The sequence below is a fragment of the Pseudoalteromonas sp. APM04 genome (genome assembly GCF_022809815.1).
GTDB lineage: Bacteria > Pseudomonadota > Gammaproteobacteria > Enterobacterales > Alteromonadaceae > Pseudoalteromonas > Pseudoalteromonas marina.
This window is the reverse complement of sequence record NZ_CP094442.1, coordinates 89,137-102,262: the sequence shown is the minus strand read 5'-3', so window position 1 is coordinate 102,262 and position 13,126 is coordinate 89,137. Positions and strand designations below refer to the sequence as shown.

Annotated in this window: 9 protein-coding genes; 5 read left to right on the top strand and 4 right to left on the bottom strand. The window is 38.0% G+C overall.

The window, feature by feature from the left end:
- The first annotated feature begins 68 nt into the window (after positions 1-68).
- Positions 69-779, top strand: a complete 711-nt coding sequence (locus tag MTP24_RS16415; RefSeq protein ID WP_243534249.1) for a helix-turn-helix domain-containing protein — start codon at positions 69-71, stop codon at positions 777-779.
- Positions 780-928: 149 nt separating this feature from the next.
- On the top strand, positions 929-1,792 hold the full coding sequence (locus tag MTP24_RS16410; protein ID WP_243534247.1) for an EamA family transporter: 864 nt from the start codon (positions 929-931) through the stop codon (positions 1,790-1,792).
- A 54-nt stretch (positions 1,793-1,846) separates the two neighbouring features.
- Here the strand turns inward: MTP24_RS16410 and MTP24_RS16405 are convergent, their stop codons facing one another.
- Together MTP24_RS16405 and MTP24_RS16400 are read right to left on the bottom strand one after the other, a co-directional pair.
- Positions 1,847-2,839, bottom strand: coding sequence for a patatin family protein (locus MTP24_RS16405; protein WP_058552270.1), 993 nt, complete (start codon positions 2,837-2,839; stop codon positions 1,847-1,849).
- Between the two features lie 329 nt (positions 2,840-3,168).
- The gene (locus tag MTP24_RS16400) at positions 3,169-3,912 is read right to left on the bottom strand and encodes a siderophore-interacting protein (RefSeq protein WP_243534245.1); all 744 of its coding nucleotides are present in this window, start codon (positions 3,910-3,912) and stop codon (positions 3,169-3,171) included.
- Between the two features lie 122 nt (positions 3,913-4,034).
- On the opposite strand from MTP24_RS16400, the gene MTP24_RS16395 reads away from it, so the two are divergent.
- The 3 genes from MTP24_RS16395 to MTP24_RS16385 all read left to right on the top strand — a co-directional run bounded on the left by MTP24_RS16395 (position 4,035) and on the right by MTP24_RS16385 (position 6,201).
- Positions 4,035-4,454: a MarR family transcriptional regulator gene (locus MTP24_RS16395; RefSeq protein ID WP_243534243.1), complete on the top strand. Its 420-nt coding sequence runs from the start codon at positions 4,035-4,037 to the stop codon at positions 4,452-4,454.
- A gap of 83 nt (positions 4,455-4,537) precedes the next feature.
- Positions 4,538-4,951, top strand: coding sequence for a translesion error-prone DNA polymerase V autoproteolytic subunit (umuD, locus tag MTP24_RS16390; protein ID WP_243534241.1), 414 nt, complete (start codon positions 4,538-4,540; stop codon positions 4,949-4,951).
- Positions 4,939-6,201 carry a Y-family DNA polymerase gene (locus MTP24_RS16385; protein ID WP_243534239.1) on the top strand — a complete coding sequence of 421 codons (1,263 nt, stop codon included), beginning with the start codon at positions 4,939-4,941 and terminating at the stop codon, positions 6,199-6,201. Before umuD ends, MTP24_RS16385 begins: the two co-directional genes overlap by 13 nt.
- Here the strand turns inward: MTP24_RS16385 and MTP24_RS16380 are convergent.
- Positions 6,196-6,663 carry a hypothetical protein gene (locus MTP24_RS16380; RefSeq protein ID WP_243534237.1) on the bottom strand — a complete coding sequence of 156 codons (468 nt, stop codon included), beginning with the start codon at positions 6,661-6,663 and terminating at the stop codon, positions 6,196-6,198. The genes MTP24_RS16385 and MTP24_RS16380 overlap by 6 nt on opposite strands.
- Before the next feature lie 129 nt (positions 6,664-6,792).
- Positions 6,793-13,104 (bottom strand): M4 family metallopeptidase, encoded by a 6,312-nt coding sequence (locus tag MTP24_RS16375; protein WP_243534235.1) that lies wholly within the window; start codon positions 13,102-13,104, stop codon positions 6,793-6,795.
- Positions 13,105-13,126 lie beyond the last annotated feature (22 nt).

Genomic DNA, 13,126 nt, shown 5'->3' with positions numbered 1-13,126 from the left:
TAACGCCATGTTTTACTTAAAGTATTTTAGGCAATACTCGATTTATTTATTAGGTAATGGAGTAGGCAATGAATAAGCTTTCTATTCGGTATTATTCGCAAGATATAAAGCGCCACCAGCATAATTACTATCAACTCGTTTTACCCCTACACGGGGAAATTTTCATAACGTTAAATAATGACTTTAAAACAACGGTGAGTACGGGCAGTTGTATCGTTATAGAGAAAAACGTAGTGCATGCTTTTACAGCCGATGAAGCCGCGCGTTTTATTGTGGCAGATTTAGACGCGCTTCCTGATAACCTTATTAACCTTTTATGCCCTAAAATCCCAATAGATAGCCGTTTATTAAGTTACTTACAGTTTATAGAGCAGCAACTGCTCGTTGTTAACGACGAAAAGCTTACTAATTCAACTTTTGATTTATTTTACTTATTACTTTGTGAGCAAAGCAGCCACAGTAATATTGATAAGCGAATAGATAATGTAATAACCACTGTTAAGCAAAATTTAGCCTACCCCTACACGTTAAAAGAGCTGGCTGATATAGCCTGTTTAAGCGTTACGCAATTTAAAACTGTGTTTAAAAAAAGTACCACTATGAGTGCGCTGCAATATTTAACTATGTTGCGAATGCAGCACGCTCGCGCCCTTTTAACCCATTCAGACTTACCGATTGCTTTAGTAGGCGAGCGCATCGGTTATAACGATGCCTCTGCGTTTAGCCGCCGGTTTAATTTATACTTTGGACAGCCATCTAAAGCATTTGCAAAGCAGTAATGTAGATAACCTACACACGAGATAATAAATAAAGCTCAAGCAGAACGTAGTTAAATAGCGTCAGAGCAAACAATAATACCGTCTTTTTAGCATATTTTTAAAAGCCTATATTGATACACTTAGTACATAGTATTTACGGAGGGTAATTAATGGCAACACACATAGGTTTTTTAGCAATATTTTCGTGGGGGCTTTTAGCTTTACTGGGTAATTTAACCAAAGCGCTCCCTGCTTTTCAGTTACTTTTTATGTGCTTTGCACTTTCTTTTATTATTTTATTAGTAAAACGTTTTGCTACAAAACAGCCATTATTGACCCCTCCAAAGCTTTCTAAAAAACAAATTGTAATAGGTGTTACCGGCTTATTTGGTTTTCACTTTTGTTATTTTATGGCTTTAAAATACGGTCCTTTAATTGAGGTAAGTTTAATAGTGTATCTTTGGCCATTATTACTTGGTGTCTTTGTGGCTACCCCTGGGTCTAAATTTAAAGCAATATTGGGCGGATTACTGGGATTTTTAGGCACGCTTAGTTTAATTACCGATGGCAGTGGGTTATCTATCAATAGTGAGTATTACTTAGGGTATTTTTTTGCAGGTTGCTGCGCAGTATTGTGGTCTAGTTATTCTTATTTAATGTCGCAATTTAATAGCCATGTAGATGACATAGGCTGGCTTTCACTTATTGTGGCTGTGCTTGCCCTTTGTGCACATTTTTATTTTGAAACAACCGTTACTAGTTTGTCTGTTTCACAATGGCTAGGCGCTATTTTATTAGGGTTAGGCCCAGTGGGAGGTGCATTTTATTTATGGGATCATGGTTTGAAATTTGGTAACCGCTCTCTATTAGCCTCGTTAAGCTTTTTAACGCCGGTGCTTTCTACTTTTATTTTAATACTCGCCTCGCAGGCTCCCTTTAATTGGTCAGTATTTATTGCTTTAGCACTTATTTTATTAGGCGCGGCAATTAGCAATAAAAAACCATCGATAAATCTAAAAAAAGCATCGCTTTAATTTTGCCAAGGCACTTTATTAACGCTTAAACTTAAGTTTAAGCGTTAATCACAGCTACATGGCGTAGCTGTGTGCGTAATCTACAATACGTGCATTTTGGCTTTTTAAGTATTCTCGGCCTGCTTTTACACCAAGCTTATGATCTTTACGTAGATCGTCGTTTGTACTGCCTAATAATTTGCTGTGCAGTGTTTCGTCTGCAAAAATTTGTATAATTTCTACATCGCTTGGCGGGTTTGCCATAAAGTTTAGTTCGTCTAAGTAAGCTTGTTCGTGCTGAATTAGGTAGTCGAGTGTTTTTGGGCAGTAACCGGCAGCTGTAGCAAGCGATCTAAGTTTTTGAACCCATGCAGATTGCGCTTGAAAATCAGCATCTACCGTTCTAATAACCACAATTTTACGTGCCCCACGGTTATACGCTTCGCGTACTGGTAATGGTGCTGCTAGCCCACCATCAAGAAAAAAATCTTCTTGGGCTTTGCTAATTTGCGTGGTTTCGTTAGCCGCTTGCGCATTTAACCAAGGCGTTAATTTAACACCTTGTTTGTATAAAAATGGTAAAGCACTTGACGCTTTTAATAGTTCTCTCCATTGATGCTCTTCACCCGTTGGCGATAAGTAATAGGCTTTTCTGTCGCGTGCGTTTGTAGCAGTAATAAGTAACTCACGTTCACCTAAAGACGTTTTAGCTGTTTTAAAGTCAATCGCTCTATTTACTTCTTTTGTTTTATCAAAGTACCAGTCTAAATCAACAATGTGTTTTCCCATTAGGCCGCGACCTAGCTGAAAAAAACGTTTATTACGAGACAGCCCTCTAATTAGGCGTTTAGCGTAACCTTTTTGACGTGCTAAATAGCTTGTTAAGTTTTGTGAACCTGCCGACGTGCCAATAAATAAATCGAATGGGTCGTAGTTTTGCTCTAACCACGCATCAAGTACACCTGCGGTGAAAATCCCTCGCTGTCCGCCACCTTCAGCAATTAACGCAACCTTAGGCTGTGCTATTTTAGTTACTGAAGAAGCTGTTGCGCTGTTTAGAGAGTTCACGGTGTACCTGCCTTTAATTTAATAATGTTTGTTTCAATGAATACATTTTATAGAATTAAAGTAATGCCTTAAAATTGATTGTTTAAATCAGTTTGATTGATAAAATAGAACAACAAACCATCCATTAGTACACTTAGCTAATAATGACCAATGCGTTTTTCTGATTTTAAATATTTAGGCATCACATCAATTAATTTAAATTGTAAATTACTGATTGATGCCACTACTTTAGCAAGCCTTAGGTGTACGCTTGCTTAACTAAAATAAAAAATGAGTATTGACGAGTGTATTAAATAGCTAAGTAACCTATTTTACTTAGCTATAAAAAGTTAAGCCGTTTGTTTATTAGCTTGGCGCTCTAACTTGTAGCTTTCTGAATTTAAGCCTTTTTTCCAGTAACCTGATGCCACTATGTTGCCCCTTGGTATAGAAAGCCTGTTAGTTAATGCCGCTTTAAGCTCACGCACTAGCCCAGCTTCAAGTGCCATAAATACAATAGGTGGCTGTTCATAATGCTGTAGTGTGGTTAATGCATTAGCCATCTCAACCTCTGGCGTTGTAGTTATTAACCAAGTGACTTGGCGCGTTGAATCTAAGCTGATTATATCCGCATCAGTTGGGGCGTGAATAAACGCGTCAATTTTGGCGTTTATTGGCAATTGCTTAATGTAGCCTTTTATAGCGTTTACTGAGGTCAAATCGCCCATCAATATATAACGAGGGTGGGTAAAATTATCTAGCTTTTTAGGACCGGGGCCTGCAATAGCCAGTTCATCACCTACTTTAGCGGCTTTAGCCCAGTTAGTTGCAGGGCCTTGGTGCATATTAATAACAAAATCGAGCGTAATTGCACCATTACTTTTATTTACATTTTGTATTGTGTACGAACGCATACACGCTGTTTTTAAATTGAAGTCGGCCACACCGTTTTTTGGAATAAGCACTTTTACATAACTACCAATATGATCAAAAGTTAAATCTGTAAACTCTTCAGAGCCTAAAACTATACGTTGTAAATGCGGGGTTATTTGCTGTGTGCTTAATACTGTTGCTTTGCGTACTTTTTTTGCCATATAAATTAACCTCATTGATTAAAAATCACTGCTTTATAAAGCAGACATTGCACAACGCCCCATTGGTTGATAAAATCAACTATATAGATTTAATTGACTTTGTCAACCATTTGGAATGTATTATGAACACCTCTTTAGCCAATACGCTATTTATGTTAATGCAAAACTACCGGGTAACCATACGCGAAGCCATTAATGCCAGCGAGCTCGGTTTAAATGCAATGCATGTACGTTGCTTACATATTATTGCAAGTACCTCGCAGTGCACAGCAAACGACATTGTGAATAAAACCCAACGAGATAAGGCTCAAATAGCGCGGCTTGTAAAAGAACTTATAGCTTTAAAGCTTATAAATAAGTGTGCCAGCGAACACGATAAGCGCTGTTTTATTTTAACGTTTACAGATCAGGGGGCCGTGCTTTTTGAAAAATTACTGGCCGCTGAAAAACATATAAACGATCAAATGTGTAAAACGTTAAACCCAAATCAAATCAATGACTTTTTAAACACGGCTCAGCAAATGATCAAAAATATGCAATGATCTTTACTTCATTACTTGGCATAAGTTAAACAAAACACATATACTGTACACTTATACAGTATATGTGTTTTGGTTGTTTATTTATGTTTGTTATTCCTATTTATATAGAAGCAGGTATTTGCGGGTTTGAATCTCCTGCCGCACAATACACTGAGCTTGGCGTTTCCCTTGATGAGCTATTAATAAAGCACCCTGATGCCACTTTTATTGGTATTGCGTCGGGTAGCTCTATGCAAGAAGTAGGGATTTTTGAGGGTGATTTACTCGTAGTAGACCGAGCAGAGCACGCTAAAGATGGCGATGTAATTGTGGCTAATTTAAATGGCTTATTTGTGTGTAAGCTACTTGATAAAACAAACGCTCGATTGCTATCGGCTTCGCCTTTATATCAACCCGTTAATATTACGCCTAGTGATGAGTTTCAGCTTGAAGGCGTAGTCAATTTGTCAATTCGGATGCATCGCCAAAGCCCTGAGTTACTTTCATGTATGCCTTAGTCGATGCCGTGGCGTTTTATGCCAGCGCCGAAAAAGTATTTGATCCCGCCATTCGCTCAAAACCTGTCGTAGTACTTACCAATAACGATGGCTGCGTTTGTGCGGTATGCCCTATTGCGCGTAAGCTTAATATTCCTAAATTTGGCCCTTATTTTAAAGTTAAGCAGTTATTAGAACAAAACAATGTGGTTGTACGCTCTAGTAACTATGAACTATACGCTAATTTAAGCGACCGAATGATGAGTGTGATTGGTCGCTTTTGTGATACCCAGCATATTTACAGTATTGATGAATCGTTTTTGCACTTTAGCGGCTATGAAAACGTTGTAAAAGATTGGCATACTTACGGGCACCTTATTAGACGAACCGTATGGCGAGAAACAAAGCTCCCCGTGGGCGTTGGTTTTGGGCCAACGCCTACTCTTGCAAAAGCGGCAAATCATGCAGCTAAAAAATTAACAGGCTTTGGCGGTGTTGCTGTCATAAATGACGAAGCAAGCCGGCGAGCTATTTTACAGCGCATGGACTGCCAAGATGTATGGGGAATTGGCAAGCGCTTAGCTAAAAAGCTAAAAATAATGAACATAAATACCGCATGGCAGCTTGCTCAACAAAACCCAAAAACTATGCGCCGCGCTTTTAGTGTGGTGGTAGAGCGCACAGTAAGCGAGCTTAATGGCTTAGTATGTTTAAACTGGGATGATGTACGCCAAGATAAACGCGAAATTTACTCAACTCGCAGCTTTGGAGAGCGTATTTATGAACCAACCGCTCTTAAAACCGCTTTAATTAACCATGTCACTATTGTGGGCAAAAAACTAAGAGCCCAAAAGTCGCTAACAAAGCAATTATATATTTTTGCATCTAGCTCATCTCATGAAGATGTATTTTATAAAAAGTCTTATATGTATCAGTTTAGTATGCCAACAAACGATACTTGCGTTATGGCCAATGCGGTGTCTGAGGTGTTTGAAAAAATTTACCAACCTGGCGTGCGGTTTTATAAATGTGGTGTAGGTGCACTAGAACTCACCGCTGAGCAATTTCAGCAAAGTGACTTATTTGCACCACAACAAGATAACCCAAAGTTAATGGGCTGTTTAGATGCTATTAATACCCGATACGGCAAGGGTATGTTGGGCTTAGCAAGTAGTAAATTAAACGATCGCTGGCATATGAACAGAGATTTTTTATCGCCTCAGTACACAACCCGCTGGCGGGATATACCAAAAATAAAATGCGATTTATAGACGCTTTAATTCAAACTTGCACTGAACACTAGCATTTTTAATCAAGTATTCTAACTGTGTATCAGAAACAAAATTTAGCGTACGGCTAACATCTAATGTATCGTTATTATTGTCACACCGGTCTTGGCGTAAATCCATTGTTAAACCAATATTCGTATATTTAAACTTTGTAGTCACTAGGCAAAAATCAGGGACTTTATTAGTTTGTGTACCATTATGTAAATCAATAAAAGAAATTAAACTGCCAAGTCTAAAACCCAAATCGGTATTATTTTTATCAAGCCACATTAATGAGCCTGAATCGCAATAGCGAGCATCGCCAGAAACTAATTCATACTCGCCAACTTTACTATTAAACAAGCTAACAAACTTAGTTTTGTTACTAGGCAAAATCGTTTTAGCAAAAGACTGGTTAGCAAAAAATAAACAACAAACACACAATAGAACTTTATAATTCTTCATTAAAGAAACCTAACAAGTCACAATACAATTAGCTTAACACATTAAACCTACTTACTTATTTTAAAATTTATGCAAAAAAATCCCTTGATAGCAATCAAGGGATTTAATAGTTATACAATTAGACTGTTGTTATTTGTGAAACAACTGTGCTCTTCTATAAACAAACAAAGCGGTTAAGAGTAATAAGAAGAAACTTAAAGACCCCCCTCCACTTTTATCACTTTCTTTAGGTGTTGGCAGTGCAACAGGTACATCATTAACGGTAACGATAACACTTTGCTCTGTCTCCCCTTCACCATCAGAAACGCTGAGTTTAAAGCCAAGTTCACTTGTTACAGATACACTTGGCGCTGTAAACGACAATGTATTTGAATTAGCATCTTCAATTGCGACTTCTATACCTTGTGTTTGAACCCAGCTATAAGTAAGTTCAGATGACTCTTTGTCTGTCGCTGTTGCTGTAATGCTAACGTCTTTACCCTCATCAACCGATAAAGAAGATGAGCTCAACTCAACTGCTGGTAATTGATTAACGTGCATAAAGGTCACTGTATATACCTCTGTGAATTGCTCGTAACCATCTGAGATTAATAAAGTGATATCTGTAGTGAATGTTTCCTCTAATTCACCTACAGTCAGTGTCGCTTTACTGTCTGTCTCTGAAGGCACCAGTGATAATTGAGGATGATCAATACTCCACTCAAAACTTAGCAAATCACCATCAGGGTCTGTTGTTCCTGACGCATCAAGCTCAATAGTTGAAAGCTCTTCAATGGTTGCTGGAATTGTTACATCTAAAACAGGCGCTTGGTTTAAGCTTTCTTCAGCTAACTTAGCAACTAATTCAATCACACCATTAACTTCACCGTCTAAGTCAAATTCACTGCCGTCTGTTACTGCAAAAGTAAAGCAACCTGAACAAATTTGCTCGTACACGTTACCAGTTAGCTTTGCGACCGACTGCCAACCAGTATTAGATAACAAACGAATTTGCATTTCTGAACTTAAAAGAGAGTTAACATACTCTGGTATCGCAATCTCAGCCGTACCCGATGAGTTTGAAAGTGTAATGTGGATATTTACAATATCACTTTTAGCTTGAAAGTGAGGTTCTGTAATGTCTAAGCTATCAAAGTAAGTACTTAAGTCTTGCTCTGAAATAGACATATCAGCAATCATTTGCGTTACAGTAGCCTGTTTAATATTACCTACCGAAAGGTGGTTAAACTCATCGATGCTACGAACCATATCACCTGAATCTAAAACAGCTGAGTGCGTAATAGAAGAGCTATCTAAGTAATCAACAATGCCGTCTTTATCGCCATCGCTCACACCTTCTTCAGCATCAGGAATACCATCACCATCAGTATCTAACTCAAGATCATTGAAAGTAACTGCGTCAATCACACGTAAACTAATTTGATCCGTTGCAACAGCTTCACTATTTTGTTTTATAGTGAATGCAATGTCTAAATTATCAGAATCTGTAAGTAATTGAGGCGTCAAAGTAATATTCCACTTTGAGTGACCAACTTTATTTACAAAGTAATCACCTTGTGAAGATAGCTGAAGCTCTATTGAATTATCAGCTGCTGCACTAGGTAAATTAACTGCATTAACTTCAACAATAAAGTCTGATGAATCACGTTGGACTATATTGCTTATTACTTTTCCATCTTGATATAGATTAGTAATAAATTCAGGTTTTGCAGTTTCATTTAGAAAGACTAGCTGGCTAGTATCATTTCTATCGGTAAATGAACTACTTCTCCTATTAATGCGAATATTAGACGCATTTTCAAAGAACTCACGTTCTAACTCTACCTTGACAAGGCCATGATGGTTTGTAGATATATATTTACTAGTATTATTTCCAATCAAATCAAAGCTTACTGAACCGTATGGGCTTTTACCACTTATGAATACATCAATAACCGCATTACCATTTTGGTAAACATACGTAGTAGGCTGGATACTGACTTTAGGAAAAACATGAGCATTTACTTCACCTGTAGAAGTATTACCCGCTCCATCAACGGCTGAAACAGGAATTAAGATATCCCCGGTTCTAAACACAAAGTTACTATCAATATCGATATTAGCTACATCCGATACGCTATCGTAGATAGCATTAGAGTTAAACAATGCCGATTTTATGTCATCGATTGAGCTGCCATAAACATTAACTAAGTAATAGTCTTGTATAACAGGTGGCGTTGTGTCAACTATGGTTACCGTTTGAATAGCCGTCGTCTCGTTACCAACAAAATCACGAGCAACCCATGTAACTTGATGTTCACCAAGGGGCAAGTAAGACCCAGAAGCAGTATAAACATAAGGTTCTAAATGCCCGTTATCAGTTGCCTCAGGAACAAAAATATTTGTAAGGTTAGTATATTGAGAGGTTGCTTCAAGAGTAATAGGCTCTAAACTTGATACAAAAACAGGGGCTATATTTTCACCCAAACTAGAATCAGTTGGGTGGCTATCTTCACTATCTTGCACACCGTCGCCATCTGTATCTGTAGAAAGCGGATTACTCGACATCTGATACTCGTTTAAATTAGATAAACCGTCGTAGTCTGGATCATTTGATGCATCATAAGAATCAAGTGCATTTAGTCCATTCTGTGCTTCCCAATAATCTGGAATACCGTCGCCATCAAAGTCACTAACTACATCCAGCTCAGCAGTCCATGAGATATTATCAACTGAAAAAGGCATATCTGCTAAGTAAGGACTTTCGTATTTTACCTTCACAATATTAAAACCATCATTTACCGGAATTAACAAACGAGAGCGATAATGCTTAATATTGTACTGAGTACCGTTAACACTAATTTGGAATGACGAGTTACTGTTTGAAAAGTAATCTAAATTAATGAACCCTGCCTCAAATAACCCTGCAATAGCAAAGCCGCTTATGCTACCGGCTGGAGAAGTATTTAGGCTTAAACTTGATGTACCATCCGTAGACCAGTTGGTATTAAGCTGCCATTGTGTAGTATGTTCTGCAAGCTCAGTAAACATAGCTGGCAAAAGCCCTTCTTCAAAGCTTTCATTTAGCTGAGAAAAAGACTGCACAGTTGATGTTGCGTCATTAGCAAGGCTTTGCCCATAGAACTCTTGGATATTAGTGTAACCATCAGCATCAAAATCTAAACTCGCATCTGAAGGGTCAAGTGGTAGCAAGCTATTATTAACTTCATAGCCATCACTTAACTCATCAGAATCTGTGTCAGCTGAATTTGGATTTGTTCCTAGGTTATACTCATCGAGGGCTGAAAGGCTGTCAGTGTCATTGTCAGATTGTGCATCACTTGCATCAAAACGATTTAAACCATTTAGTACTTCCCAGTAGTCTGGCATTTGATCGTTATCAGTATCGGTTTGATCACCGACTGGAAGCATAGCAAAATTATCAAGCCATACTGCATCAGCATCAGTTGATACTGATCCGTCTTTGGTATATTTGAACTCAATCTTATGCACCCCTTCACTAATATTAACTAAAAATGAAGTTGGATCAGGTGCGTCCAAATTTCCACGTTCAGCATTACCAATAACTTCTTGGCCATCTATAGTCACGATAAAAAAGTCACAACAAGATTCAGAATCTATTTTATAATCAAACGCTAGAACCCCTTCTTCAAATAAGCCCGTGACGGTAAACCCGCTAAACTGAGAATCAGAGATATCCCCAGAGCGAATACTTTGTGAGCCCTGTGTGGCAAAATCGTCTGTTATAAACCACGGTGCACTTGAGTCTACAGATTCGATCATCCATGTTGGAAGTGTATCGCTTTCAAATGACGTTGTGATATTTAAAACAACAGGGTAAGAGGTATCTGACTGAGGATCTGTATTTGCTTGATACTCTGTAAAGTTAGTAAATCCATCATTGTCAGCATCTTGTGACGCATCTGCGGCATCTGTAAGATTTAGGCTGTTGTTATACTCCCACCCATCAGGCATTAAATCGCCATCAGTATCTGAGTTGTTAGGTAAACCGTTATTTAAAAACTCAAGAAGGTTAGATAAACCATCGTTGTCTAAATCAAGTGCTGAATCGTCAGTATTTATATCCAAACCATACGATAATTCCCACATATCTGACATACCATCACCATCAGAGTCAGGGAAGTTAGGCCCAATATATAAATTATCGATAAATACAGCGTCTAAACCTTCAGATACTATAACGTCTTTAGTGTACAAAAACTTAACTGTATTGAACCCAGCAGGTACGGGAAAAGAAGCCACCTTCCAGTCAGTTAAGCCTGACTCATCAAGCACTAATGTATCGTTAATATAAACTTTGAAGAAGTCATAATTTGTTTCAGTTTCCAATAGGTAGTTAAAGTTAACAAAACGTTGTTCGTCACTTAAAAATTGAAACTCAATGCTCGTTTGTTGCGAATCAGTAATATCACTGCTAGATAACACTAAGCCATCATGACCGTCATAATCAGTAATAAACCAAGGCGCTTGAGGATTTGAAGAAACTAAAAATTCAGGGACTATTGCGTCATCAAAGTTATAGGTAGTTTCAGGAAAAACAGAAGGTTCAGAGTTTGGATCAGTTGGGTCGCTGTTGCCATAATACTCAATTAAGTTAGCCCAGCTATCGGCATCAAAATCAAGTTCTGCATCAGCTGCATCGAGTGGATTAAATGCAAAAGTGACTTCCCAACCGTCTGGCATACGATCAGAATCTGAATCCGCATTGTTAGGCATCGTCATGTAGACGTTTAATTCATCGTAATCAGATAAACTATCAGCATCAGTATCAACTGAGTTTGGAAGGGTATTTGCCAAGTATTCTTCCAAGTTAGAAAGGCCATCTTGGTCTAAATCTAAATTGGCATCATCAGCATCTGAAGGGTCTAGTCCGTATAAAAGCTCCCAGTAATCATCCATTAAATCTGAATCAGTATCGACAAACTTAATATTATCGCAAATAACTTCTACTTCATTAAATGCTGAAATTACATCAGATGCATTATAATTTAGGTCAATTGCAGAGTTGATTGCACCACATGCACCATCAATAAAACCACTTGAATTAACCCAGTAGTTTTGATTTGCCTTTAGCATTATTTCAAATGCTTTTTGAGGATCCCAACCTTCAGTATTTGAAAGCAGGAAAAAAGCACGATTGAAAACACCACTACTAAAGTGAACATCCATGCCGGGGTAAAAATCGCTGGCTTTATCAATAGAAACGCCATCTAATGAAGGCGTTTCAAAGTAACGTAGAGCTGGATCTACTTTTGAAATATCCGCCCCTGATAGCCAGTCGGTTTCACCACGTAAAAAATATTCTGCGGTTTCGCCTGCCATATCAGAGAAAGACTCGTTAATTCCGCCTGATTGATTAGAGTAAATTAGATTGGAGTTTTGACTAGTAAAACCGTGACTAACCTCATGAGATACAATATCAAGTGAAACCAGCGGGTAAAACCTATCAGCGCCATCACCAAAGGTCATTGCTTGGCCATTCCAGGTGGCATTTTCCCAGTTATCTCCACTGTGAACTCGCATTAACAATTGAAATGTAAGCGGTGCAGTGTTGTACCATTGCTGATACATATCAAAAACAGCGGTTCCAAATGCATGAGCGTCATTTAATGGAGAAAAAGCACCATTTATTTCCTTATGTGTATTACGATCACACGAGAATGAAAAGGCTTCACTTGGCTCAGAGCCCGACTCCATAGTGACCGTTTTCACTTTGTCATTCTCTAAAAAACAGGTCTCACCAACTTGAGTAACATTAAAGGCGTCTTTATCTGTACCGTATTCATATTGGCCAATTTTTTGATTACCACCAGGCCCTGTTCCGTCAACGCTCTGAATATTGTCCCACAGTTCAAAAATCTGGTAAGTAGATTCACTTATTAAACCAATTGGCATTTTTTCAATGCCATTCTCAGTTACTTTGAGTTCAATTAAGCGAACGTAATAAGCTTTGCCATCGTGAATATAAATGTAGCGCTTATTATTTATTATTTCACTCTCTAGTGAATCATCTAATTTAGACTTAGTCAGCAAGGATTGAACCGCTTTTGACTGATCAAAAGTGGTGCTCGCTGTTTTATTCAAAGATGCAAAGTTAATGTTTTTAGCAAAAAAACCACTAATATGTTCAGAGTTAGACTGAACTCTGATTTGCTGACCCCACACTGGAACTCCAGAGAAGTATTGCTGCATCTTCTTCGAAGACGCATTAACTTGTTGTGAAAGGCTTAACTGAGGTTGTTCTAATTCTACAAAATAAGAACTTGCAGAAGGGTTATTAGCTATAGAGGCGTTTTGATTTAAAAGTTGCTTAACTTCTTGGGTGGATGATTTATTTATTCGCTGTGAAACAGCAGCTTGAGAACTTAGAGTGTTCAAAAAGCAAAATGCTATCAATCCCGATGAAAGTGTTTTATACATAACATTCCTATGTCGTATATTG